The organism is Brevibacillus sp. HB2.2 (assembly GCF_013284275.1).
GTDB classification, from domain to species: domain Bacteria; phylum Bacillota; class Bacilli; order Brevibacillales; family Brevibacillaceae; genus Brevibacillus; species Brevibacillus brevis_D.
Genome location: NZ_JABSUV010000013.1, coordinates 50035 through 75027, shown reverse-complemented (window position 1 = coordinate 75027; position 24993 = coordinate 50035). Strand labels below are relative to the sequence as shown.

At 48.8% G+C, this 24993-nt stretch carries 22 protein-coding genes; 14 read left to right on the top strand and 8 right to left on the bottom strand.

Going from position 1 to position 24993, the window contains the following annotated elements; translation table 11 throughout:
- The first annotated feature begins 44 nt into the window (after positions 1 to 44).
- Both HP401_RS11755 and HP401_RS11750 read left to right on the top strand, forming a co-directional pair.
- Entirely contained in the window at positions 45 to 2513 is a 2469-nt protein-coding gene (locus tag HP401_RS11755) for a toxin Cry1Ac domain D-VI-related protein (protein WP_173605112.1), read from the top strand.
- Between the two features lie 32 nt (positions 2514 to 2545).
- The gene (locus HP401_RS11750) at positions 2546 to 3436 is read left to right on the top strand and encodes a GNAT family N-acetyltransferase (RefSeq protein WP_173605111.1); all 891 of its coding nucleotides are present in this window, start codon (positions 2546 to 2548) and stop codon (positions 3434 to 3436) included.
- 53 nt (positions 3437 to 3489) lie between these two features.
- Here HP401_RS11750 and HP401_RS11745 read toward each other — a convergent pair whose 3' ends face one another.
- Both HP401_RS11745 and HP401_RS11740 read right to left on the bottom strand, forming a co-directional pair.
- Positions 3490 to 5553, bottom strand: a complete 2064-nt coding sequence (locus tag HP401_RS11745) for a methyl-accepting chemotaxis protein (protein WP_173605110.1) — start codon at positions 5551 to 5553, stop codon at positions 3490 to 3492.
- A gap of 205 nt (positions 5554 to 5758) precedes the next feature.
- A complete protein-coding gene (locus tag HP401_RS11740; RefSeq protein ID WP_173605109.1) occupies positions 5759 to 6730 on the bottom strand; it encodes a DMT family transporter in 972 nt (323 codons plus the stop codon).
- Between the two features lie 171 nt (positions 6731 to 6901).
- Between HP401_RS11740 and HP401_RS11735 the strand changes: the two genes are divergently transcribed.
- The 3 genes from HP401_RS11735 (at position 6902) to HP401_RS11725 (ending at position 10011) form a co-directional block, all read left to right on the top strand.
- On the top strand, positions 6902 to 7762 hold the full coding sequence (locus HP401_RS11735) for a LysR family transcriptional regulator (RefSeq protein WP_015892898.1): 861 nt from the start codon (positions 6902 to 6904) through the stop codon (positions 7760 to 7762).
- A 107-nt stretch (positions 7763 to 7869) separates the two neighbouring features.
- Entirely contained in the window at positions 7870 to 8646 is a 777-nt protein-coding gene (locus HP401_RS11730; RefSeq protein ID WP_173605108.1) for a helix-turn-helix domain-containing protein, read from the top strand.
- 171 nt (positions 8647 to 8817) lie between these two features.
- Positions 8818 to 10011: an MFS transporter gene (locus HP401_RS11725; protein ID WP_173605107.1), complete on the top strand. Its 1194-nt coding sequence runs from the start codon at positions 8818 to 8820 to the stop codon at positions 10009 to 10011.
- On the opposite strand, the gene HP401_RS11720 is transcribed toward HP401_RS11725, so the two are convergent.
- Positions 9980 to 10936: a helix-turn-helix transcriptional regulator gene (locus HP401_RS11720; protein WP_173605106.1), complete on the bottom strand. Its 957-nt coding sequence runs from the start codon at positions 10934 to 10936 to the stop codon at positions 9980 to 9982. The genes HP401_RS11725 and HP401_RS11720 overlap by 32 nt on opposite strands.
- 119 nt (positions 10937 to 11055) lie before the next feature.
- Here HP401_RS11720 and HP401_RS11715 point away from each other — a divergent pair, with 119 nt between their 5' ends.
- Complete coding sequence (locus HP401_RS11715) at positions 11056 to 11931, top strand: SDR family oxidoreductase (RefSeq protein WP_173605105.1); 876 nt, start codon at positions 11056 to 11058, stop codon at positions 11929 to 11931.
- A gap of 187 nt (positions 11932 to 12118) precedes the next feature.
- On the opposite strand, the gene HP401_RS11710 is transcribed toward HP401_RS11715, so the two are convergent.
- From HP401_RS11710 to HP401_RS11690, 5 genes are read right to left on the bottom strand one after another with little or no spacing between them, the layout of a single operon-like run.
- A complete protein-coding gene (locus HP401_RS11710; RefSeq protein WP_173605104.1) occupies positions 12119 to 12259 on the bottom strand; it encodes a hypothetical protein in 141 nt (46 codons plus the stop codon).
- A 26-nt stretch (positions 12260 to 12285) separates the two neighbouring features.
- Positions 12286 to 13521, bottom strand: coding sequence for a benzoate/H(+) symporter BenE family transporter (locus HP401_RS11705; protein ID WP_173605103.1), 1236 nt, complete (start codon positions 13519 to 13521; stop codon positions 12286 to 12288).
- A gap of 35 nt (positions 13522 to 13556) precedes the next feature.
- Entirely contained in the window at positions 13557 to 14993 is a 1437-nt protein-coding gene (locus HP401_RS11700; RefSeq protein ID WP_173605102.1) for a sigma-54-dependent transcriptional regulator, read from the bottom strand.
- Positions 14962 to 16281: an ATP-binding protein gene (locus tag HP401_RS11695; protein WP_173605101.1), complete on the bottom strand. Its 1320-nt coding sequence runs from the start codon at positions 16279 to 16281 to the stop codon at positions 14962 to 14964. The genes HP401_RS11700 and HP401_RS11695 overlap by 32 nt, the downstream gene beginning before the upstream one ends.
- Before the next feature lie 12 nt (positions 16282 to 16293).
- Complete coding sequence (locus tag HP401_RS11690; protein ID WP_173605100.1) at positions 16294 to 17442, bottom strand: iron-containing alcohol dehydrogenase; 1149 nt, start codon at positions 17440 to 17442, stop codon at positions 16294 to 16296.
- A 260-nt stretch (positions 17443 to 17702) separates the two neighbouring features.
- On the opposite strand from HP401_RS11690, the gene adhP reads away from it, so the two are divergent.
- From adhP to HP401_RS11655, 8 genes are all read left to right on the top strand, one after another.
- Positions 17703 to 18716, top strand: a complete 1014-nt coding sequence (gene adhP, locus HP401_RS11685; protein WP_173605099.1) for an alcohol dehydrogenase AdhP — start codon at positions 17703 to 17705, stop codon at positions 18714 to 18716.
- 390 nt (positions 18717 to 19106) lie between these two features.
- Positions 19107 to 19490: a hypothetical protein gene (locus HP401_RS11680; protein ID WP_173605098.1), complete on the top strand. Its 384-nt coding sequence runs from the start codon at positions 19107 to 19109 to the stop codon at positions 19488 to 19490.
- 440 nt (positions 19491 to 19930) lie between these two features.
- Positions 19931 to 21214 carry a helix-turn-helix domain-containing protein gene (locus HP401_RS11675; RefSeq protein ID WP_173605097.1) on the top strand — a complete coding sequence of 428 codons (1284 nt, stop codon included), beginning with the start codon at positions 19931 to 19933 and terminating at the stop codon, positions 21212 to 21214.
- Positions 21215 to 21217: 3 nt separating this feature from the next.
- Positions 21218 to 21340, top strand: a complete 123-nt coding sequence (locus HP401_RS30155) for a hypothetical protein (protein WP_016742160.1) — start codon at positions 21218 to 21220, stop codon at positions 21338 to 21340.
- Between the two features lie 186 nt (positions 21341 to 21526).
- Positions 21527 to 21775, top strand: a complete 249-nt coding sequence (locus tag HP401_RS11670; RefSeq protein WP_173605096.1) for an HD domain-containing protein — start codon at positions 21527 to 21529, stop codon at positions 21773 to 21775.
- A gap of 130 nt (positions 21776 to 21905) precedes the next feature.
- A complete protein-coding gene (locus tag HP401_RS11665; RefSeq protein WP_173605095.1) occupies positions 21906 to 22379 on the top strand; it encodes a tripartite tricarboxylate transporter TctB family protein in 474 nt (157 codons plus the stop codon).
- Positions 22380 to 22397: 18 nt separating this feature from the next.
- Positions 22398 to 23927 (top strand): tripartite tricarboxylate transporter permease, encoded by a 1530-nt coding sequence (locus HP401_RS11660; RefSeq protein ID WP_173605094.1) that lies wholly within the window; start codon positions 22398 to 22400, stop codon positions 23925 to 23927.
- Entirely contained in the window at positions 23914 to 24939 is a 1026-nt protein-coding gene (locus HP401_RS11655; RefSeq protein WP_173605093.1) for a tripartite tricarboxylate transporter substrate binding protein, read from the top strand. The genes HP401_RS11660 and HP401_RS11655 overlap by 14 nt, the downstream gene beginning before the upstream one ends.
- Positions 24940 to 24993: the final 54 nt, after the last annotated feature.

Below are 24993 nucleotides of genomic sequence, written 5' to 3'. Positions count from 1 at the left end.
TGCATGATTTTGTCATACAAAAGAAAAAGAGGGGGTATTTACATATGGGCAAACAGCAGCCAAAAGCCAAAACAATCCTAACAGCGGTTGTATCTACGGGTTTTTTGCTTTCTTTTGTCGGCAATGCCTATGCAGCCGTTTCCTATCCGATTAAAGAGATCCAGACAATTGGGACAGCCAGCGCTTCCGTAGCAGAAGAGCAAACGGATAGGGAAGTACGAGAGGCATCAGAGGAAGTAGTAGTAGAAAAGAACCAGTCATGGGAGTCCTTGCTAGAGTCAGAGGGGCACACAGCGACGAATGGATTTATTGCCTATCGATTGGAGAATGCTCCAGACAAGGCACCTGCTGCTAAGAATTTCCGTTTGACGGCCGCCATAGATGATCGAAATCCTACACGGATCAAAATCATAAATTTTATTTGGCTGGAGAAAGAGCAACTTGTATTGCTCAGTTTTTCACCGATTCGTGCCACGAAAAAAGAACAGACCGTTTCCCTGCGCTTGCAGTATGACGGTGAAGAAGAAGAATTTGAACCATACGTGATCGCGGAAAAAGGGACAAAAGCAGAGCGGATCGAGCTGGTAGCGGTCGCAGAGGATGCCCAGCTATCTACCAAGGATCGTACGGATAAATCGTTGCCGCTGGTCGCCGTTGCATTCGATGAAAATAACCGTATCGTTATGAAACGGGAGTTGCTCTGGAGCTCTAGCAATAAACGAATTGCGTCCGTCAACATCGAGGGCAAGGTAACAGCCAAGAACGAAGGACTCGTTGAAATTACAGCAAAAATGGACGATGCAGAAGCCGTCTTTGAGATAGCCGTAGATGGAGCCGAGCTGCCTGATTTGCCAGCGCTTTCTGTCAGCGAGACAGTGATAGAAGAAGCAGGGGCAAATGATGGTAGCATCACAGCCAAACAAACGCTCAAGCTATCAAATGGCAAGTTCCTTGGTGAACTATCAGCCGATGATATCGAAGTACATAATCTGCCTGATGGGCTGGGTATTGAGGTCAACCAAGAGAGCGACGACGAGCTCATCATTTTGTTCACGGGACAGGCCAAAAAGCATACCGTCGCGGACACTGTAAAAGAGGTCAGCTTCACGATCGACAAGCGAAACATCAAACGAGCACAGAAAGATGTCAAAAGTGACAGTTTTTCCATCCGTTTCAGAGACCCCGTCATTGTGATTCCGTCCCCAATCGATCCTCCACCGATCCCGGCTCTGATAAAGGCGAAGAGAGCTGTTGAAGAGTTGTTTACGGATGGGAAGAAAGAGGAGCTGCGGGAAGGGACGACCCAGAAACAGATCGATGATGCCAAGAAGCTGGTCGAAGGTCTGGATAATAGCGTGCAGGAAAAGCCTGGTCTGCTAGCCGATATCGAGAAGGCACAGGACCAGTATGACGACTTGCTGCTCGTTGAAGCTAAAAAAGCCGTGCGTGACCTGTTCACCGATTCAAATCAGTCAGCACTAAAACCGGAAGTGATACAAAGCACGATCCATGCAGCGAAGGAAAAGGTAGATAAGCTAAAGGATGGTTCGGAGGCAAAGGTATTGCTGTTGGCAGACATCCAAAAAGCACAGGAGCTATTGGATCAAGGGAATAATCTCCCGGAGGAAGTGAAGCGAGCAGTTGAGGGACTTTTTACAACGAATGATATGATCGAACTAAGGCCCAAGGTTACTCAGGAAATGATCGACGCAGCCTATTCCAAGGTCGAGCTTCTGCGTGAAGGTCCAGAAAAAACACACTGGATGTCCTATGTAGAAAAAGCACAAATGTTGTTCAATAATCCACGCGTAGATCGTTGGCCGGATGCAAAGATCGAGCTGCCAATTGCTCCGACTCAGAACCGTCAAGTTACGATTGGCGACAAATGGGAGCCAGCAATGGACAAAAGGGCATTGAGCGAATATCTTGAGGTATCTGTAAAAAACCAGCCTCTCTCGTACAACTATGACAAGCAGTTGGATCGTTTTGTCATCAATGAAAAGGAGTACATCACCGTCGAGGTCGACGAGTCTTTACTGGAAATGACCCATGGAGAATATGGAGTGACGTTTAAGGCCAAACCAGCGGTTACAGAAGATGACAACTCTTATGCAGTGTTCAAGCTGTATCGCGGCCAAGATTTGCTGGATACAGAGGAGATCGGTGTCGGGTTTGATGCTACAAACCCACAATTGTCCCCAGACGTTACCGAAGAGGGAACAACTTATACATTGTCGGCGTCAGAGCCACTACGTAATGATCCAAATCCAAATTTGCGGTTGTTATTCTCACCTTCCGGGAATTTTGACGACAAGAGCGAAGTGACGGGGTATGCCAGATTCCAGGTATCAGGAAACACCATTCGCGTAACGTTTCAGGATACGTTCTACAACATGTTCGGGTCTCTCATCACAGAACAGAGCAAGGTTTCCTTTGAGCCAGGCTTCATAAGAGATAAGGCTGGGAACCTCATACAAGGTACAGCAACAGCATCTGTAAAACCCAAGCAATGAGTAAGCCAAAGTCCATCGAGGAGGTACGAACATTGCAACTAGAAGAACTGACTGCTAGCACTGCACGGGCGTATAAATCGTTGGTGCACCCCAAGCACCTGGAGTGGCTGGACCAGATCAACAGTTCATCTGTTTGGGGATTCGGGGCTTCTAACAACAATCAGCCTGCGGGCATCGTTTTGGGGCGATCTACTGTAAGCGAAGGACAGGCCAAGATCATCGAGCTTGTGGTAGCAGAGGGGCATCAACGGCGGGGAATGGGCATGAAGCTGTTGTGGCACGCCGAGCAAAAAATGAGAGAACAAGGCATCAGCGACGGACAGTTTGCAGGCTTCATCAAAGCGCAGGATTTTCCGTGGCTCTCCAAAATTGCGATCAGGGAAGGCTGGCAGTTGCCAAAGGTAAAAACCTTTATGTACACACTCGGCTCGATGCGGCTGGGAGAGTGCCAGTGGGTAGAGAGGCTGTCTCTTCCTGAAGGTTTTACCCTCTTTCCGTGGAAAGACCTGACCCCAGCAGAGCGTCTAGAAATTGAGCAAGGTGAAGGGCAATGGTACACGTCGCTTTTGTCGCCATTTTTTGAAGAAGGAAAATTCGATCCCGATTACAGTACAGGCTTGCGTTATCAGGGGAAAGTCATTGGCTGGGTGATCGTACAGCGAATGGCTGGGAATCTGCTTTTATACAAAACGATGTTTGTCCAGGAAAAGTATCAGAAGCAGGCAAGAGGAATTACGCTTTTGATGAAAACCATTGCACAGGCGCAGCCAGCGTTTCCTTTTGGCATTTGCTTTATCGAGCATGATAACGAGCCCATGCTGCGGTTTATGGAAAGAAGATTGGGGCCGACGATTTTGCACCGCAAGCTCTGGATTGAAACGACGAAGGTGCTGGCACGGCAATATGCAGATCACCTGTGCTAAATGGATGGAAAGCTTCCTGTATTTGCAGGAAGCTTTTTCCGTTTTATCTCGTATTATTTTTGCGAATTCTGGTCCTTGCCCTCATTTTCTACCGAAAAGTGGAACAGACTTTCTTGAAGCTGCTCAGCGGTATTACTGAGAGACTCAGCTGCTTGCGCAATCTCTTTCATCGCTGTCAGCTGTGATGTTACTGATTGTTTTACTTCCCGCGTATGTTCGGAAGCGGAGCGACTGATCGCAACGATCTCGTTCATGGAAGCAGCCACTTCCTCCGTTCCCGCCGAGATTTCTTCCGTAGATGCAGAAACCTCTTCGGTCTGTCCAGTAATCTCAACGATATTTCGGTAGATGCCCCCAACCATTTCTCCTGCTTGCTCGATCAGATGCACGCCTTGCTCCACTTCTTCTACGCCTGATAAAAGAGTTGCAGCAGCTTTGTCGGTCATGGACTGAATATCATGTATCATGCTGGTGATATCCCCAAGGGAGTTCGTTGTTTGTTCCGCCAACTTTTTCACCTCGCTCGCCACGACAGAGAAACCTCTGCCGTTTTCGCCCGCGCGAGCCGCTTCAATCGAGGCGTTTAATGAAAGCAATTGCGTTTGCATGGCTATCTCATTGATGACTGCCACAATGGTTCCGATTTGTTTGGTCATTTGTTCCAGCTTGTCCATGTCTTCTGAGGATTGACCTACTGTTTTGCGAATACCGTGCATATGGGTGACAACCTGCTGCAACAAAAGATTCCCTTGTTCTGCGATTACCTGTGAGTCCTGGGTTAAGGCGGAGACCTCAGTTGCAGATGTAGCTACTCGTTGGACCCCTTCCGCCATTTCGTTCATCGCGAGCGCCGTCTGCTGCGCCCCTTCATGCTGAGATTCTGTCCCTCGCAAGATACTGCTCATCGCCGCATCGATTCGGTTGCCCATCTGTGCGGCTTCTGTCGAGACTGCCGTCAATTGCTGTGAAGAGCCTGCAAGAATCGCAACTGTGTCATGCGCCTGCTGAATCGTAGTGCGGAACGAATCGATCATCGTATTCAGACTATCCGCAGCGACCCCCAGCTCGTCCCGGGAAGAATCACGCCAATTCACAGTCAAATCGCCCGTGGACAATACCTGAAGGACTGTAGTCAAGCCTAACAAACGCTTGAGAAGACGGCGAGTCAAGATATAGACCACAAGCACAAGTCCGCTGCCTGATAAAACCATCCCCACCAGTAGGATCGTGTTGTATTGCTCCAGTTCTGCCAGCGCTTCTTTTACGGTAATGGTTGCCCCAACGGACCACCCGGTTATAGGGATGGGAGAGTAGGCAACATATTTTTTTACACCATCGATGTCGGCTTCCTCAATCCCGCTTTCGCCCTTAATCATTTTGGTGGCGATACGGGCACGATCCCCTTCCTGCTCTGTAAACTTGGCTTTCATCACCAATTCAGTCTGCGGATGATACAGGACCGTACTGTCTGTGGACAGCAGGAAGTTGTGTCCCGATTCTCCCAGCTTATAGACGTTCATGATTTCCGGCAGCTTGTCCAGCAGGAGGTCAATTGCAACAAATCCAAGGACTTTTCCTCCGTCTTTGACAGGCAGAATGGCACTGATAACCAGCTTGCCAGTCATCGCATCCACATAAGGATCGGAAAACCATACGTCGTCCTTTGCTCCAGCCTTTTCATGCCATGGGCGTGTTTGGATATCCCAATCCGGTTTGGAAAGTGTCTTCCCGTTCCCCAACAAAAAGTTCCCTCGTTCATGGGCAATCCATACCAACGACAGCAGCGGGTCTGTGCCAGCTATCGCATCAAGAGAAGCCATCACATCTTGATAACGCGTATCCGTCTGAACGGTATCCCTGTCTAGGTCGGAACCAAGCAGCTTGAGAAACTGTTGATTGGTCGCCATTTGCCGTACCAGAACCGCTTTCTCCTCTAACAGAGCATCTACATCTGCGACAATACTTTCGCTGTTCTTCTGGAGACTTTTTTCAACATTGCTCACAATTAACGCGCGTGTTTCTGAATAAATCCAGTAGCCCAACAAAGAAAAGGTAATGAGGATGACGCATGTCAGCGATAAAATCATTTTGAATGAGATAGTGTTACGCCATGCCATAAAATTCCTCCATTGTCTGCATCTCTGCGTTAATATATTAGATAGTTAATAGATACCCTGAATTCGTTTATGTCGAAACATGGCGAATTTAACCAATTTTCCTACTAAATAAAAAATGGATAGAGATCCAGGGTTAGCTGAATTTCTATCCATAAATTTTGTGGGACGCAAGACAGTAGTTAATCTTCACCTTTGTAGTTCTTACTTACATGGACGGAACTTTTCTTCCACTCGGTTGTTGCTTTTTGACTGAACGGTATTGCAGCTGTTTTCTCTGGAAGTGGTTGTTCCCGATCAGGGCCAGGATCACGAGCAAGGTGCCGCACAATTCGTAACGACTGATCTCATATCCTTGAAACGCCATCATGGCAAAGGTCGTGATCGGAACCAGGTTGATAAACAAAATGCCGTTGAGCGGAGAGAGCAGCTTAATGCCTGCATTCCAGCTCAAAAGAGCGACAAAGCCGGGTAAAAGAACCATGAACGCCATTTCGTATTTGATGGACATCACCGTTTCGACTGTAGGAACCGGAAGCCATTGAAAGAGTGAGGAAGTCGTGACAATCACGAAATTCACTCCTGTTCCCAAGAGACACGTCAACGTGGAGTAGCGAAGCGTGGACCACGTGTTAAAACGCCCGCCGCCGATCGAGTAGACAACCCAACCCACGACACCGATGAAAATGAAGACCAACGGGATCAAATGCTCACTTGCAGTAGTAAAGAAGGTAAGATTGCCATTGGTAATCACAAGGACAGCGCCGACCAAGGCTACGAGAATCGTCGCCAACGTATAGGACGGCGGCAGCTTTCTAGTGGTAATGGACAAAAGTACAATCGAGATCATCGGCATGAGCACTTCCATAATGGACGCGGCAATCGTGCCTGGCTCTCCCATCAAATCCTGCCCGAGAAATACTCCCATATTGTAGACGGTAAACGCCATTGTTCCAAAAAACAGCAGAGACTTCCCGCGCCCCTCAAAACGAAAAGCAGACAAGCCTTCTTTTGCCCAGAGCAAACCGCACAAAATGACCGTTACGAAAAAATAGCGAAGAAATGAGAAGTAAAATGGATCGATCTCTTGCAGTGCGATGTGCGCAACTGGAAACATCGCCCCCCATGACATACTGGCGACCATGCAGAAAATAGACCCCAAAAGTAGTTGCTTGTTCATTATGCGATTTCTCCCTTTTCCTATGTGTTCAAAAAGACGTCTTTTTGAACTTTCTCTTAGATGCTTAGATGTTGACTTACCACATCATACTGGATAGAAATATGTTAGTATAATGATTGATAATAACTTTATCTATCATTTTCAGTGATGGATGAAAAGAGGGGGAGAAACGTGGAGATCAATGATTTGAAAATATTCCAGATGGTCGCCACATTGGGCAGTGTGAGCAAGACCGCAGCCGAGCTGAGCTACGTTCAGTCGAATGTGACGGCGCGGATTAAGCTGCTGGAAAAAGAGCTGGGGACACCTTTGTTTTATCGCAACAAGCGAGGCATGACCTTGAATACGGAAGGGAAGCGCCTGCTCGAATATTCACGAGAGATCATCGCCAAATTCGAAGAAATGCAAAAGTACTTTCATCGGGCTTCCGAGCCGTCCGGGGTGCTGGAGGTTGGGATGGTCGAGACGATCAATGCCCTTCCGAGGTTGCTATCCTCGTATTGCAGCCAGTATCCGCATGTGGATCTTTCACTGAAGGCGGGCGTGACAGAGCATTTGCTACAAAAAGTATTGGATCTCGCGCTGGATGGAGCGTTCGTGAGTGGACCAATCAACCATCCTTTGATCGAGCAGGAGCAAGTATTTCAAGAGGAGCTGGTGTTGGTAACGAAAAACAGTTCCTTCACCGCCAGTGATATCACAGGGAAAGCTCTTTTGCTCTACAAAAAGGGCTGCGGGTATCGAGAACGGTTAGAGACCTGGATGAAGGTAGAGGGCTTGATTCCGAAAAAAGTGATGGAGTTCGGAACGTTTGAGACCATTATCGGGGGCGTAGCAGCGGGGATCGGTATTACCATTTTGCCGAAGTCGGCCGTACATCACTTGGTCGAGAGCGGAACGGTTCATATTCATCGCATCCCGGAGCCTTATCATGAGGTGACAACCGTTTTTATTCGTAGAAAAGATTCATTTGTAACGAACACGATGCAAGCGTTTCTGGACGAAATCCGTTTGCAAAAAGCGAAAGCGTAACTGCTGCAATTTACTCCTTCCATTGTTCAGAAAAATATGGTAAATTTTATTTCAGAACAAACGTTCTGTATTTCGCTGTGCAGAAGAGGGAGGGAGTAGCTCGATTGATGGACAGGTATACCGAAATTGACGAAGTGATTGCTTATATACATCGGCATTTAGACGAGCCTTTGCCACTTTCTCGATTGGCGAATCATGTTGCGTATAGTCAGTATCATTTTGCGCGAATTTTTAAAGAAAGAATCGGTCTCCCACCTCTTTATTATGTATCGACTATGCGACTCCAAAGAGCAAAGGATTTACTGCTACGCACAAACATGAGTGTTCGGGACATTGGTCTGGAAATTGGTCAGCAGAGTCTGGGTACGTTCTCTACCCGTTTTACGGAGCGTGTCGGGGTATCGCCTAGCGAATTTCGAGAAACGGCTCAGCTAGCGGAAGACCGACTTCGTTCCTTGCAGCAGTTGACAGAGTGGAGGCGGTTACATCCGGCCCCTGAGCGACCGATGACCATTGCAGGGACAATCGAGTCCACAGAGCCTTTTCAAGGCGTCATTTTGATTGGATTGTTTGCCAAGCCGATTCCAGAAGGTCTTCCTTTATACGGAACATTGCTGCCCTCGTTAGGAGATTTTTGTTTTACCAATGTCAAGCCGGGCACGTATTACTTGATGGCGACATCTGTTGCCTGGGGCATGCAGGCGATGGATTTTCTCTTGCCGTACGAGACCTTGCGCACACGTTCCAAGAAACCAATCATTGTCACACCAACTGCGATCGTCCCTCATCAGCAGGTTACTCTTCATGTGCCTCATCCGGACGACCCTCCCATCTTGATTTCTCTTTCTTTGCTCATGAATAGATTCATTCAGGGGCTTCCTTAAATAAGAGAACAAGAATCCCTTATTTTAAAATGGCGGTCGTACGAATCATGGGACTGCACCTACTATCACAATAGTCGAACTTCTTTCCACGAGCAGGATATTGGACGAAAAAGTGAAATGATAACTAGGCGTGAAGATCATGCGCAAAAGAAAGGAAAGCAGGGAAAGAGAATGTCAAAGCCTTACAAAAAAGTTTTTTGGGCAGCCGGTTTTGGCTGGATGTTCGATGCCATGGATGTTGCACTTTTATCTTTTATTATGGTGGCATTACGACAGGAATGGGGTTTGACGGGGGAAGAGGCCGGGTTGCTCGGGACGGGCAATCTCGTCGGGATGGCGATTGGAGCGATTGCAGGTGGCTATTTGGCTGACCGAATTGGCCGCAAGCCAGTGTTTTTGTTAACCCTGATCTTGTTTGGTTTGGCGAGTTTTGCGAGCGCTTTCGCAACAGGCTTTGCGACCATGCTGCTGTTCCGCTTCCTGATGGGACTCGGTCTGGGTGCCGAGCTGCCAGTAGCCTCAACGCTGGTAAACGAGTTTGCGCCACCGGAGAAGCGAGGAAGTACGGTTGTGCTGTTGGAGAGCTTTTGGGCGGTCGGTTGGATCGCGGCAGCCGTCATATCGTATTTCATCATTCCGGACTATGGCTGGCGCGTGGCTGTCATGATCGGGGCGTTGCCCATTGTGTACGCCTGGTTCGCTCGGAGGAGTATTCCTGAATCTCCGCAGTTTCAAAAGCAGGCCGAAAAGATTCCGGTTGGAAAGCTGTTGACGTCTCATCGCACTGAGACGATTACGCTGTGGGTCGTCTGGTTTGCAATTGCGTTCTCGTACTACGGCATGTTTCTATGGATGCCATCTGTATTGGTCGACAAAGGCTTTACAATGATCAAAAGCTTCCAGTACGTACTGGTCATGACGTTGGCCCAACTGCCAGGTTATTTCGCGGCAGCCTATCTCGTGGAAAAATGGGGACGGAAATGGACGCTGGCGACCTTCTTGTTTATGACTGGTGTGATGGCGTTCGCTTTTGGACAAAGCAGTGGCACCATGGAACTGTTGGTGACGGGAGCCTTCTTGTCTTTCTTCAATCTGGGTGCTTGGGGTGCTTTGTACGCGTACACGCCGGAAAATTATCCGACACCGCTGCGCGCTACCGGTTCCGGTATGGCATCCGGTGTCGGAAGAATCGGCAGTATTATCGCGCCGTATCTCGTCGGTTACTACTCGTCGCATCATTACAGCTACACGTTCATTTTTAGTATGTTTACCGCGGTGCTGATCGTGGGAGCAATCGTCCTGCTCATATACGGACGAGAAACAAAAGTCCTTGCTAATTCGGGACCTCGTACAGGCCAAGTATAGCACGCACCTGCTCTAGGACCTCACGTTTCAGTTCTTGTGGCTCCAGCACTTGAATGTGCGGGCCGAAGCTGAGCACTAGCGAGCATGCTGATGCAAGTGTATGAAATTCAACCTCTGCTTCCATCCAGTCGTCTGTTGCGGCTTGGGTGGAAGCTATTTTTATATAACGCTCCTGTTTTACAGCAGGTAACGTTCCTTTTTTAACGAGTAACCGCGCAGGATAACGTGGGAGGCTGGATTTGAAGTCCATTGTGGATTGTTCCCAATAAGAAGCGAGGTCGAAATCACTGGGGCGGACGAAGCCATCATCCAGGAGTTGTGCATCCAATAGTCGTGAAATCCGGTACGTCCGCATATCCTCGTCCACTTTTGCAACCAAATACCAAATGCTTCGCTTGGCGACGAGTCCGAGCGGGCAGACAATGCGCTCTACAGCCACCTCTTCGCGCATGTAACGAATGAACAGCTTGCGGGAGAGCCATACGGCATCTTGAACCACCGATAAGAAAGAAAACGTCTCCGTCGATTCATGCCAGCCAGCCCCATCGATATGAAGGAGCTGACGTACGTGGATGGCATCCTGCTGAACCGTTTTTGGCAGCGCGGATAGCAGCTTGAGAAAAGCAGCTTCATAGTTTTCATGCAGCCCGAGATCATTCAACAAGGCGGCAGGGGACGCTACGAGCAGTGATTGCAGCTCATTTATTTTCATTCCGGTCAAATTACTGCGATACCCTTCTGCCAATGCCCAGCCCCCATCTGCACCGCGCAGCGCATAGACGGGAACGCCCGACGCACTCAAAGCCTCCATATCACGATGAACGGTTCGCTCGGACACCTCCAGCCTTTCAGCTAATTGCTTGGAAGTCATACGACCGTGGTTTTGCAAGAGTAACAAAATCGCAAGAAGTCGATCTGCCCGCATAAAAAGCCCTCCTAGAAGTAAAAACAACATTACTTTGATTGTATCGTAACGAATATGACAGCAGTTGTCATATTTACTTCGTTATGCTTCATGTATGAATCGATAAGGAGGCATGACGAATGAAGCCATTACAAGGCAAAGTTGCGGTGGTAGCAGGCGGTACAAGAGGAGCAGGACGGGGGATTGCGGTCAGTCTGGGAGAGGCAGGGGCGACGGTATATGTGACGGGACGCACGGTGCGTGGTCAGCACTCTGATATGGCACGACAGGAGACAATTGAAGAGACAGCAGAGCTCGTGACGGCAAGCGGCGGAAACGGGATCGCTGTGCGAGTCGATCATACGCAGGAACAAGAGGTAAAAGCATTCTTTGAGCGAGTAAAGGTGGAGCAAAATGGACAACTCGATCTTTTGGTCAATGACATCTGGGGTGGAGATCCGTTGACTCACTGGGGGACGCCGTTCTGGGAGCAGCCATTGGCAGACGGGCTATTGATGCAAGAACGCGCCATTCGTACGCATATGATTACCAGTCACTATGCGGTTCCACTCATGGTCGCACAGAAAAAAGGGCTGATTATCGAGATCACGGACGGAATCGACTATCGGTACCGCGGCAATCTGTACTACAGCTTGGCAAAAATCTCGACGATTCATCTAGCAGTGTCGATGGCAGAGGACCTGCGCCCGCACGGGGTTACCGCGTTGGCTTTAACACCGGGCTTCCTGCGCTCAGAAGCGATGCTCGATCAATTTGGCGTGACAGAAGAGACGTGGAGAGAGGCAGCGAAGCAAGACAAGCACTTCCTCATGTCGGAAACACCGACGTACATCGGTCGAGCAGTGGTTGCGCTGGCTTCGGACCCGGCAGTCGCAGAAAAAACAGGGAAAACGCTCAGTACATGGGGCTTGTCGGACGAGTATTTTTTTACGGATCGAGATGGTAGCCGCCCGCATTGGGGAAATTACGCAGAGGAACAAGGGTTTTACCGCTAGTTTTCAGGGAACATATAAGACGGCTCCTCAGATGCATTCGAGGAGCCGTTTCTTAGATTGCATTCAGTACCTTCTCTTCCGTAATAGAGGGAATCTCGTCTGATACAAACACGTTCTTATACTCGGTGCCTTAATCTGGTGATCGGTGAGGTTTTGAAACATGTTGTCCACGGCTACTTCATACCCATTAGGTGATTTCTTCTGTGGATGAAATAGTTTTCGATAGCGCAAAACCACTTGAGGAGTGTGTGGGCTCCTTCGTCGTGCAAGCAGCGCTGATCGCTAGAAGGAAAGCTGAAAGAGTGATGACACCCAACCATTTTTTCACGGGACTCTCTCCTCACGTTCAGGCACCTATGCCAACGGCTGCGTATTCTTCTTTTTCCCAAACCAGCTTTTCACATTGCCATTCAAAATCAGATGGGTGATCACCCCCGCAATCAAGCCCCAGAAAGCAGCGCCGATTCCGCCAATGGAGATGCCGGAAATCGTGACGAGAAACGTAACCAAGGCGCATTCCCGTTCCTTCGCTTCGCTCATCGCCTGTGCGAGGCTGGAACTGAGCGAGGCAAACAGAGCCAAACCAGCAATGACAGCAATCAATTCTTTGGGCAAAGCAGCGAACACCGAAGCCATCGTAGCGCCAAACATCCCGAAGAGTAAGTAAAAGCCCCCGCAGGCAATCCCGGCAATGTAGCGCTTGGTATGATCCGGATGAGCTTCTTTTCCCGTGCAAATAGCCGCTGTAATTGCTGCGAGATTGATTCCTGGTGAACCAAAAGGAGCGAGCAAGAGCGACGCGATGCCAGTTGTCGTTACGAGCGGTCCAGCAGGTGTATCGTACCCGTCTGCTTTTAAAACGCTAATTCCTGGAGCGTTCTGCGAGGCAAGCGCGACGATGCACAATGGAATCCCCAAGCCGATGATCGCATCGAGAGAAAACGTCGGCATCGTAAAGACGGGCTGGACGAGGGACATCTGGACATTGTCCATTTGCAAGCGCCCCAAAAGAAAAGCGACACCCAAGCCGACGAAAAGCGTAAGCACGACAGCATATCGTGGCGACCAGCGTTTGGCGAACAAATAGCAAAAGATCATCGGCAGAGCCAATGCAGGCAGGTGCTGCATGGAAACAAAGACTTCTACGCCAAAAGACAGGAGAATCCCCGCGAGCATGGCGGTCGTAATCGACTGCGGGACGTATTTCATCAAGACGGAAAATAAACCGGAAACACCGACGAGCGTAATGACCACGGCCGAAAAAATATACGCGCCAATCGCGTCGGGAAAGGAGTATACCGTCAAGCTGGTGACTAACAGAACGGCCCCCGGAGTCGACCAAGCCGTAATGATCGGGGTACGAAACCAGATGCTGAGCACAATACACGTCAAGCCGCTCCCAATCGAGATGGCCCAAATCCAAGAGGCGAGGACAGCATCGCTGAGTCCTGCACCCTTGGCAGCTTGAAAGACGATCAGCAATGGTCCTGCATAGGAGACCATCGTGGCGATGAGTCCTACAATAACGGCAGATAGAGAGAAGTCAGCAGGGATTTTTTTTAGGGTCGAGAAAGGTTTTTCGGGAACCACGACGTGAATGCCTCCTAGATGCGCCAATGCAGACGTTATGCTTTTTCGTTCAAAATGTAGCGAATCGTCCGTTTGGTGATGTTTAATTTTTTGCTTAAAAGCTGTCTGTTTCCATTCGTTTCGGTCAAGCCCTTTTCGATAATCGTTCGCCCGATCTCGCCTTCGAGCTGTTTAATCCGCTTGATCAAATAATCGAAGTCGATCCCGTCTACAGAGGTGACAAGGCGACTGATCGTATCGACAAAGCGCTCGCATTCGTGATCGATGATCTGCTCGATCCGTTTGGGGACAGTGGGCGGCTGCACCTGTATCGTGCGGCTCCGCAAATTCGCTGGCAAATGCTCGGCACGCAGTCGTTCGCATTCGTGCAACGCGATGGTTTGATTGAGTACGTTGATCAGTTGGCGGACATTGCCTGGCCAATCGTAGCGCTGCAAGAGCTCAATGGCATCTTGCTCGATTTCACATGGCTCTCCACTGCGCTTTTGCAAGTAGTAGCGCGCGATTGTGGGGATATCCTGAATCCGTTCGCGAAGAGGTGGAATCGACAGCTTGATCCCTTCCAGACGATACAACAGATCACTGCGGAAACGATTCATTTCGACTTCATGCTCCAAATCACGGTTCGTAGCAGAAATAAAGCGAATATTGCTCTGACCGATCTGCTCACCACCGACCCTCATGAATTCTCCCGTCTCCAGCGTACGCAAGAGCTTCACTTGGATGGAAGGGGGAGCCTCCCCGATCTCATCGAGAAACAGTGTTCCGTTATGTGCCAGCTCGAACAAGCCTTTGCGTGATTTGAGCGCTCCGGTAAAAGCGCCCTTTTCATAGCCGAACAGCTCACTTTCCAGCAAGGATTCCGGCACGGCCCCGCAGTTAAAAGCGACAAAAGGCTGCTGTGCGCGATTGCTTGCTCCGTGGAGAAAACGGGCCATCAGCTCCTTGCCGGTACCCGTTTCGCCCTCAATAAGGACGTGGATCGCCTTTTTTGCTAATTTTTTGGCAATTGCGGTCACATTAGCCATCGGACTGTCAGATGAATACACGATACCATATTGGGCGGCTTCTTGGGATAGGTGATCGCTGTGTTTGCTGGAAGGGGAGAGCACCGTGTCGATGACCTGCTCCAGACTGTCCAGATCGTCGAAAGGCTTTTCCAAGTAATCGCGAGCACCCCATTGCATCGCTGTCACAGCCGATTTAATCGTACTGAAGCCCGTCATGATCAAGACTTCACAGGCGGGGAATACGGCTTTGATCTGTTTGAGCAGCGTCAACCCGTCGGCATCTGGCAGCTTCAGGTCCACGAGTGCAGCGTGAAAGCCGGCAGAATCCGAGTGAAGCAGCCGTTCCACGTCCTTACCAGAGTTGGCAACGACGATATCGCAGTCTTTTTTCTTGAGAAAATAGGTGAAAAAGGTAGTCACTTCTGTTTCATCATCTACGATCAAAATCCGTTTTTTCTCCATCGTTGTCCTCCTCGTCAGCTAACAGTGGCAAAAGCATCGTAAACTTGCTGTACTCTCCCTCCACGCTTTCGGCAAACAGCTTCCCGCCGTGAGCTTCTGCAATTCCAAGACTGACGGAAAGTCCAAGACCAGTCCCTTTTGTCCGTTCCTTCGTCGAGAAGAAGGGCTGAAAAATCTGCGAAAGCTGCTCTTCACAAATGCCTGTGCCGTTATCGTACACGGATAAGCCTACGTAAGAGCTATTCTCCTCTTGTACGAGGAAGGAACGGATGACGATGTGTGGAGCTTCCTTGCCTGCCACAGCGTCCCGTGCATTTAACAGGAGATTGATCACAATTTGCTCAATCTGATGACGACTTCCATGAATCAGCAGAGGAGGCTCGTGCATTTCCCGGGTTATGGTCAAGCCGGAAACAGATAGCTGGTAGCCAATTAGCCCCAGTACGTCCTCTACGACCTCGTCAATAGAGGTAGTGGAAAATAAGTACTCTTCCTGCCGTGAGAAGGTGAGCAGGTTTTGAATGATCTTTTTGCAGCGAACCCCGCATTGATAGATGTCTTTCATCAGAGGAGCCTCTGGTGCATCTGCATCTGTCATCTCGCGCATGAGCAATTGAGAGTTTCCGAGGATGGCCGTGAGCGGACTGTTTAGCTCATGGGCAATGCCCGCAGCCATCTCGCCAATCGCAGCCATTTTTGCGGATTGAATCAGTTGGGCTTCGATTTTGATCTTTTCATTCACGTCTTGAAAAAGCAGGCTGTTTTCTACGACGACACCGATATGGCTGGCGACAAGCTGGATCAATTCGGCTTCGTCCCGATCGACTGGCTGCTTTGATTGGCGTAAAAGCGTCAGAAATCCAAAGGTCTGATTCAACTGGCTGCGCAGTGGAACAGAGGTGGCGTAATGCTCAGGCAGCACTTCGGCAATGGTAAGATGAACCTGCTCGGTGAGCACATGGGCTTCTACTGCAATGTTCTGTGTCAGCGTATGGCATTGCCAATCTCCGTCATTCCACGTGGCGAGATAGGAGGAGAGCATGCCTCCTTTCACGATGGTCAGAGCAAAATGCTCGAATATGAGAATTTGCGAGAGCTGTGCGGCGATATAACTGGTTGTTTGTTGCCAAGTGGCGTTGATCTGGATTTGTGTCAGCTGGTTAATGACGGCGAGCTGCTTGTTTTTCTTTTTCATCTCCTCGATCAGATAGACGAGCTCGCTGTAATAGCTTTTTCGCGAGGATTGAATCCCGGTCAATTTTTCCAGAATCTCTTGTTTGGTATGCATGGCGCGAACCTCCTACAAGGCTTGGCGAAACAGCGTCGCGACATCGTGGACGTTCATGTCGCGAGGATTGGTCGTCATGCACACGTCGAGTACGGCGAGAGAACTGAGCAGGTCGATTTGCTCTGGATGCAACCCGATGGCCGACAACGATTGGGGCACATCCAGATCGCTTACCAGCTCCTTGACTGCTTTGAGTGTGAGACGAGAGGCGGCATGTGTGCTTAAGCCCGCCGTGTTTTCACCGAGGCATTCAGCGATTTGCCTGTACTTTTCCGGTGCGGCGATGTAGTTGTACTCGAGTACATGGGGGAGCAGGATGGCATTCACCTCGCCATGCGGAGCGTCGAGGAATCCCCCTAACTGATGGGACATGGCGTGCACAGCACCGAGTATGGCGTTGGAAAAAGCGATTCCGGCTTGAAGGCTCGCCATGGCCATCGCTTGCTTAGCCTCTGTATTGTATTGACTGGCAACAGATGGGCGCAAATGCTTGGCGATGAGACGCATGGCTTGCAGCGAATGCACCTCGGTCAGCGGTGTTGCGGCGAGCGAAATATACGATTCAATGGCATGTGTCAGCACATCTATGCCTGTATTGGCAGTGAGCAGCTTGTCCTTGGTCATCAAGGTTTGCGGGTCGATGATAGCGATATCGGGTATGAGCGATTTGGAGATAATCGTCATTTTCACCTTGCGTGTACTATCCACAATAATGGAAAATTGCGAAACCTCTGAACCGGAGCCGGCTGTCGTCGGTACCATCACCATGGGAGGAAGAGGATGCTGGATATTATCGACGCCTTCGTATTGGACGATACTGCCCTCGTTGGTAGCCAACAGTGCAATTGCCTTGGCTGCATCGATGGCACTGCCACCGCCAACACCGAGAATGGCATTGCACTCCTTGGCTCGATATTCAGCAATACCGGCATGAATCTCGTAATCTTTCGGATTGGCTGTCACGTTGGTCCATAGATGGTAATCGAGCTTTTGCTGCTGCAAGTAAGAGATGATCCGCTCGACCCATCCTGCGTTTGCCACCCCCGGATCACTGACAAGAAAGACGCGAGAAGCTCCCAATCTGCGCAAGCTTTCCCCTACCTGTCCGAGAGAATGGTTCCCGAAAATAATTTCCGGCGTCATGAACTTGGATATTTGCATGCGTTCGCCCCCTTTTTCCACTACGTAGTAATACCGCAGGCAGGGAGGAATACCCTTTTTCGGCCAAAAGGTTGGCAAGTGGGGCCGTTTTTTCGGCTCATGTGCCGCAATATCGGCTGCATGGAAGAAAGGAAACCGCATAATCATTCGATTTTAAAGCGCTTTCATTTTGGCATACTGTTTGCAATTAATAGGAGGCAGGAAGAACACCTGCCCTTTGCGCACATGCCTGAAGGGGAAAAAAGAGGAGGAAGGTCAAGATGAAAGCAGCAGTAGTCAATGAGTTCCATCAAAAGCTGGAAGTAAAGGAAGTCTCCATTCCAGAGGTTGGACACGGTGAGGTTCTGGTAAAAATCAAGACATGTGGTGTCTGCCATACGGACCTGCATGCGGCACACGGGGATTGGCCTGTGAAACCAAAGCTGCCTTTGATTCCTGGGCATGAGGGCGTAGGTGTTGTCGAAAAGCTGGGGGAAGGCGTAACCTCGCTGAAAATTGGTGATCGGGTAGGCATTCCATGGTTATTCTCCGCTTGCGGCGAATGCGACTACTGCCTGACAGGGTGGGAAACACTGTGCTTGCAGCAGTTAAATGGGGGCTATTCCGCAGACGGTGCCTATGCCGAATATTGTGTAGCGCCTGCTGCTTACGTGGCACGCATTCCTGACGAGCTGGGTGATGTGGAAGCAGCACCGATCCTGTGCGCAGGGGTAACGACTTACAAAGCATTGAAGGTAGCAAACGTGAAGCCGGGTGAGTGGGTGGCGATCTACGGCATCGGCGGCTTGGGACATGTGGCTCTCCAATATGCCAAGGCGATGGGCTACAACGTCGTAGCTGTCGATATTCACAAGGAGAAGCTGGACTTGGCAAAAGAACTAGGGGCAGATGTGACAGTAAACGGCAGTGAAGTAGATCCGGTACAAGCCATTCAAGAGCAGGTGGGCGGTGTCCACGGGGCGATCAGCGTGGCCGTTACCAAGAAGGCGTTTGAACAAGCCTACAAATCCGTTCGACGTGGTGGTTCTCTCGTCGTTGTTGGTTTGCCGAATGCAGAGTTGCCGATTCCGATTTTTGACACGGTGTTGAATGGAGTGACAGTGAAAGGCTCCATCGTGGGGACGCGCAAGGATATGCAAGAAGCACTTGATTTTGCAGCACGCGGCAAGGTTCGCGCGATCATCGAGACGCAGCCGCTGGATCAGATCAACGATGTATTGGAGCGTTTGGAAAAAGGTCAAATCAATGGTCGGGTTGTTTTGACGATGGAGTAATCGAAGGATAGATTGAAGCTGTTGTCGGGCTATGCTTTTCGTAAGCATGGGCTGGGCGACAGCTTTTTATTTGTATGAATGAAAATGGCTTGGTAGTGGTTTCACCCAAATTTGGGTTCATAATATCGGCAATTGCGAATGGGATGATATTGAAAAGTACTTTGCCCCAAATGCTAGAAGGCATATCCTTGAAGGAGAAATTAACGAAAAAGGAAGAGCTGTAGGATGGCATCGTGAGCAATCCCCTCCATAAAGTGAAATGGAACGGAAATGATACAAAAATGGGAAGGTAGGCATTCCTCTGGCATTTAAATTGAAATGTGGCTAGACAAAGATGGAAGGATTACTACAGCTTACCCAATTTATGAACCGTAATCTAGGAGGAACCCTATGATACCTTACGAAATTGTTTTCGATGATAAGGCAGATAAACTACGAATTTGCTTACCAGAACATTTATCGATTGTAGAAGAATTTTTAGAAGTCGAGGTTCGATCAGAACTCTCGAAGAACTTAATTTTAGACAGGATACAAAGAGCGGTATCTGGTGAAGAAGAAGTATCAGATGGTACTGGAAATTTATACAGTTCCGAAATACGGAGGGATTATACTCGAATTTATAACTCATACGTTGAGGAACAGCTAGAAGCGGGTATAGACACTGGCGAGGAATTGGAGTCGTTCATTGAAACAAAGTATTTTGCAGAGCTCGTTACGATTTGGATGGATGCTCTAAATGAGCATCGACAACAACAACGTGATTCTACGAAATGATTGAAAGAACGGATAGTATTAAAGAAGACAGAAGTAGATAGCCACAAAAAGCCGCTTGTTTAGTTAAGCTGCTTTTTCGTAAATACCTTCATGTACGCATAAATATGATTGCTGTTGATCTATACCCATACCAATATTGGGTGTTATGACAGTAAATTATTGATGAGTATAGTTTCATATCAAGTTATTCTTATCAAAATTATGTTTGACATGCTTAACTCGATAGCACAACCTTAAGTCACATTCAATAAACCAATTGCTCGGCTTGCATAAAAACTTTATCCACTCGATTTTGATGAAGCTATGGAAACTTTCCATCTCTTCCCCACTCTAGTAAAAAAGTGTAATCTATTTAAAAATGATTCAAATCGATTATATCATTCGTGGTTTAATGTGCTATCATATCCATAAAAAGGAATCATCAGGAGGGTGTATTTGCTGTGATTTCAGAGGGAAAGACCTTTGGGGGCATATTACGAGTATATCGAAATAGAGCAAACTTAACACTGACTGAGTTATCAGAAAGAACAGGTGTAGCTTCTGGAACCATTAGTAAGATAGAATCCGATGCCTTTACTTTACCAAATATGCAGCATGTAATGAAGCTGGCAAAAGTACTAGATATTCCACTTTATACAGCGATCGTACCCTATTTATATAAAATTAAGCGCGAAGCGACACTTCGGTCTCTATTAGAGGCTGTGATGCAAGAGAAGAATGTGGTTCTTACCAACAAAGTAGCTTTGCAGTTGCTAAATTGTCCCAAAAGCAATACATTTCTTTCTTTAGACTATCTGTATCAAAGCGCGGGAATGGAAGGGAATGAAGAACTGCGCTTGGCTCTTTATGACGTGATTTGTGATTACTCACGTGAACACGGAATTCCTTTGTATCTGGCAAGATCGCTTTTCCAACGCTACATGATTCGACGTGAAAATTTAAGCCAATTAGATCAAACCTATGTAGAAGGCAAGGAGCTATTACACTACACGTCCTATCTGCATATCAATGAGCGAATTTTGACCTACTATAAATTTTCCTTCCATGCCTTGCGTCTTGGATTTTATTCAGATTGTATTCATCTGTGTAAACAAGGACTTGAAATCGACCATAGTCAGAGTGAGCAAAAAGCAGCAGCGATTCTTGCGATCATCATTTCCTATTTTGAGTTGGAGGACTACACATTAGGACATTTTTATCTGGAGAGATACGAAATGTTCGATTATCCCGAGGTACATAAACATGCCAGACATATTCGGGGGAAACTATACGGAAAGACAGGGAAATTTGATAAAGCCATTCCGGTATTACAAGAGTGTCTTGCGCAACAAGCACAGGATGAAAAAATTGTGATTGCGAATGATTTGCTAGAGATTTATATCCAGGTAGGAGAAGAAGAGCAAATCCGTGAACTATTTTTGGCAGAAGCATCGATCTTGCCAGAGAATTTAACTACTCCGAATCAATACAATCAAATGGGACTGTATTTCCGAACAAAGGGCACCTTTTACATTCAAAAAAACGAAGCAGACTTAGGGATCGATAGTCTCGTGGAGAGCGTGAATTACTATCGCGCAATCAATGAGATAAAACAAGCAGATAAGAGTCTGAGCGTACTTTTTGAATTCTATGTGTCAAAGAAAAAAAATCTTCCTTTTGGTATACTCCATAAATTGGTAAACGTGTATAATGGAAGTAATCATAGATCCAAACAGGAGGTATAGGTCATGAAGAAATGGATATTGTCTTTGTGTATGTTAACCGCCTTCATTACAATGCCAGTTTTAGTAGAACAACCAGCCAAGCAATCTAATCTGATTATACAATATGGCTGGCCGGAGCCTTGGTAATCATCTTTTTTCTCTAACAGTAGAAACATAAACAACATACTGAACCATACAATCAATGCCCTCCAATTGGAGGGCATTTCTTATACGCAAAAAGGTGACTTCGGAAGACAAGATTTTTACTTGAGTAATTCGTTATAATTAATTATAACTAGTTATATGTAGTTATAATTGGTGTGGAGGTAGCGGATGCAGATGGTGACGACGCCGATGGTCAATTCGCAAAAATTATGGATGGTGGTTAAGCGGATGGAGCCTCATTTGATCCGCAATCAAGCCAATATGGAGAAGCTTTTGAAAATGCTCATGATCCACGATGTTTCGAAAGGCGATATCAAAGAGGTTTGGAGCGAGTTCGAAAGCAATGAGACGTATGAAGCGAAGGTCGCTCACGCCATTATTCGTCTGAGCGACCAAATCGAAATGGAACGAAATTGAAATCAAGATGTAAATGACTACCATATGCTGTGTCCCATACGGACTGGCTATGGTAGTTTTTTTATGCTCTCGCACACAATGGGCGCATGTGCCATAGGCTGGTGGTAGCTTTTTTGCTGAGGTGATACACATGAGACGCCCGGATAATCAGCCAGATTTTATCGGTGCCCTCCTAAGTATGTTTCTTGGAGTCGTCCTATCATTCGAGGCCTATCGTCTGGAGGCATTCTCGACGTCCTTGTACGTGGGGGATCACACGTTGCCTGCTATTCTCGGCTTACTGTTTTTTATGCTCGGGGGTGTGCTGCTGGTCCAATCATTCCGCGTGACGGAGGAAGCCTCTTCGCCAAATCCCAGACCGCTTTTTCCTGGAAAAAGGCTGCGCCTGCTGCTTTGCTTTTTATTCCTGTTGCTGTATGTCTGGCTGCTCGGCGCGATCGGCTACACAATGGCGACGCTCTTTGTCTCCTTTGCATTTTTTATATTGATCGGCAGCTATCGGTGGCGTACGTCCATCGTGTACTCCGTCCTTTTGACAGGGGGGCTGTATGTGGTGTTCATCTACTCGCTGCATATCACGCTGCCTGGAGGCGATTGGTTTTAGAGCAAGCATGATAAGGAGGTGCTGATCATCGAGACGTTCCAATTACTACTGGCTGGTTTTGCTTCAGCCCTCGCGCCGGAGCATCTGCTCATGGCAGCACTCGGCGCTCTTATTGGCACCTTTGTAGGCGTATTGCCCGGTCTCGGTCCCACTTCTGCCATCGCGATTCTGCTTCCGGTGACAGCCGTACTGGAGCCGACACAAGGGATGATCATGCTGGCAGGAATTTATTACGGTGCCATGTACGGCGGTTCGACGACTGCCATTCTGCTCAATATCCCGGGGGAGCTATCGTCAGTCCCCACGTGTTTGGATGGCTATCCGCTCGCGAAAAAAGGAAGAGGTGGGCCGGCATTGGGGATATCCGCACTGGCTTCGTTTGGTGCAGGGGTACTGGGGGTAATCGGCCTCGTCTTTTTCGCTCCGATTCTGGCAGATCAAGCCTTAAAATTCGGACCGCCTGAATACTTTGCGCTGATGATTTTGGCTCTCACGCTGATGGTCAGTCTATCAGGAGGATCATTGGTCAAATCGTTTTTGATGGGGGCATTCGGCTATACGCTCGCACTAGTTGGACTGGGACCCTCTTCGGGCATGCCGCGCTTTGATTACGGTGTGCCCGCATTGGTCGGCGGTTTTGACATGATTAGCATCATTATCGGGTTGTTTGCGATTACGGAAGTCCTCAAAGGGATTGATGAAAAACGCACAGCTACCCTGCTTGGCAAGCCAGGGAGTGTCTACCCGAAAAAGGAAGACCTGAGAGTAAGTGCTGGGCCTATGCTGAGGGGCGGAATTATCGGCTTTTTTCTTGGATTGCTGCCGGGCTGTTCGGCTGCGATCACGTCGTTTTTGGCGTACGATATGGAGAAAAAGCTATCGAAGCATCCCGAGAAGTTTGGTCAGGGAGCGATCGAAGGGGTGGCAGCACCAGAAGCAGCGAATAATGCGACGAGCAGTGCGGGCTTCATCCCGCTGTTTTCGCTCGGGATTCCTTCCTCACCGCCACTGGCGATTTTGTTGGCAGGCTTGATGATCTACGGTTTGACGCCAGGCCCTGTTTTGTTTGAACAAAATGCGAGCTTTGTCTGGACGGTCATCGCTTCGATGTTCGTGGGGAATGCGATGCTTCTCGTGCTGAACCTCCCGATGGTATGGGTGTGGGTCAAATTGACGAGGGTACCGTATGGCATCATGGCTCCAATCATCCTGATGTTCTGCACGATTGGGGCATACAGTGTGCGCAACAGCATGTTTGATGTGTGGGTAGCGTTTCTGTTTGGCGGACTTGGGTATGTTTTTTCCAAATATAAATGGCCGGTTGTTCCGCTGGTGTTGTGCTTCATTCTTGGACCTCTTCTGGAAGAATCCTTCATTCAAACGATGGCGATGGGCGCGGGTGATTTCAGTATAGTTTTGTTTCGACCTCTATCGTTGACCATCTTGCTGGCAGCTGGAGCACTCTTGATCATCTCCATGATGCTGAACCGTCGGACACAGCAACGGCTGAAAGAAGAGCGAGACCGGGGAGTAGATGTCGTCGCGTAGGGAGGAAGGGTCATTGAAAGGGTATAAACAATGGGCAGCTGTCATCCTGTCGTTACTTTTGGCAGCAGCCGTTAGCGGATGTGGAAATCAAGGTGCAGCCGAGTCGGCTTATCCATCGAAGCAGGTGGAGTATATCGTTCCGTATTCTGCCGGGGGCGGAGTCGATCTCGTGGCCAGAGCGGCAGCAGATTATTTGAGCAAGGAATGGGGGCAGCCCATCGTCGTCGTCAACAAGGCGGGAGGTGGTGGAGCGGTAGGAGCGGAGTATGCTTTAAAGCAAGCCAAAAACGATGGTTACACAGCGCTTGCTGTCAATGTATCCAATACGACGATGCTCGCTGCCGGGATGAAAACACCGCCGATTACAAACGAGGATCAAGTCTATACAGCTAGGATTGGCAAAGGGACGCTTGCTTTTGCTGTGAAAGCCGACGCACCTTGGAAAGATTTCGCTGAATTTTCCGCGTGGGTTCGTGCGAATCCGGAGCAGTTAACATGGACTTCTGTAGGGCCAGCAGGTTTTTCCGCTTTTGGGGTAGCAGAGTGGTTGGATGTGATCGGGGCTGACTTCGCCAAGACGAGAATGATCGTGACGAAAGGCGCCTCCGACTCCGTCCCGAAAGTCGCTGGAGGGCACGCGATTTTGGCGGTGCATACAGTGGGGGAGATCATGCCGATGCTGAAAGCGGGCAAGGTCAAAATCCTTGCAGTATCCGGTGACACGCGAAGTCCGTTCCTGCCTGACGTTCCTACGGCGGAGGAACAAGGGATTCAAGGCTTGTCGGTTTTCTGGTGGACGGGAGTGTCTTTTGCCAAAGGAACGCCAGCGTCGATTATCCGCAAGTGGGAAGAAGCGATTGCCAAGATGGAAAAAGACCCAGCCTTTTTGCAAAAGCTGAGTGAAATCCATGTGGAGCCGGCATATGCGGTAAGTGAAGCATTTACGAAGGAAACACAGGCAGAAACAACATACTACTTGGAATTGGCGACCAAGAAGGGCATTCGAAAATAAGGGCGACAAAAGAAAAAGGGAGAATGGCCTGTAGCTGTTCTCCCGTTTCCATCT

What these genes read in the sequence shown, in the direction of transcription:
- adhP (WP_173605099.1), top strand. Translation starts at nt 17,703, where the DNA reads ATGAAAGCAGCAGTAGTCAATGAGTTCCATCAAAAGCTGGAAGTAAAG.
- HP401_RS30155 (WP_016742160.1), top strand. Translation starts at nt 21,218, where the DNA reads ATGAAGAAATGGATATTGTCTTTGTGTATGTTAACCGCCTTCATTACA.
- HP401_RS11730 (WP_173605108.1), top strand. Translation starts at nt 7,870, where the DNA reads ATGGACAGGTATACCGAAATTGACGAAGTGATTGCTTATATACATCGG.
- HP401_RS11740 (WP_173605109.1), bottom strand. Translation starts at nt 6,730, where the DNA reads ATGAACAAGCAACTACTTTTGGGGTCTATTTTCTGCATGGTCGCCAGT.
- HP401_RS11700 (WP_173605102.1), bottom strand. Translation starts at nt 14,993, where the DNA reads ATGGAGAAAAAACGGATTTTGATCGTAGATGATGAAACAGAAGTGACT.
- HP401_RS11715 (WP_173605105.1), top strand. Translation starts at nt 11,056, where the DNA reads ATGAAGCCATTACAAGGCAAAGTTGCGGTGGTAGCAGGCGGTACAAGA.
- HP401_RS11695 (WP_173605101.1), bottom strand. Translation starts at nt 16,281, where the DNA reads ATGCATACCAAACAAGAGATTCTGGAAAAATTGACCGGGATTCAATCC.
- HP401_RS11690 (WP_173605100.1), bottom strand. Translation starts at nt 17,442, where the DNA reads ATGCAAATATCCAAGTTCATGACGCCGGAAATTATTTTCGGGAACCAT.
- HP401_RS11725 (WP_173605107.1), top strand. Translation starts at nt 8,818, where the DNA reads ATGTCAAAGCCTTACAAAAAAGTTTTTTGGGCAGCCGGTTTTGGCTGG.
- HP401_RS11665 (WP_173605095.1), top strand. Translation starts at nt 21,906, where the DNA reads ATGAGACGCCCGGATAATCAGCCAGATTTTATCGGTGCCCTCCTAAGT.
- HP401_RS11745 (WP_173605110.1), bottom strand. Translation starts at nt 5,553, where the DNA reads ATGGCATGGCGTAACACTATCTCATTCAAAATGATTTTATCGCTGACA.
- HP401_RS11720 (WP_173605106.1), bottom strand. Translation starts at nt 10,936, where the DNA reads ATGCGGGCAGATCGACTTCTTGCGATTTTGTTACTCTTGCAAAACCAC.
- HP401_RS11755 (WP_173605112.1), top strand. Translation starts at nt 45, where the DNA reads ATGGGCAAACAGCAGCCAAAAGCCAAAACAATCCTAACAGCGGTTGTA.
- HP401_RS11670 (WP_173605096.1), top strand. Translation starts at nt 21,527, where the DNA reads ATGCAGATGGTGACGACGCCGATGGTCAATTCGCAAAAATTATGGATG.
- HP401_RS11655 (WP_173605093.1), top strand. Translation starts at nt 23,914, where the DNA reads ATGTCGTCGCGTAGGGAGGAAGGGTCATTGAAAGGGTATAAACAATGG.
- HP401_RS11680 (WP_173605098.1), top strand. Translation starts at nt 19,107, where the DNA reads ATGATACCTTACGAAATTGTTTTCGATGATAAGGCAGATAAACTACGA.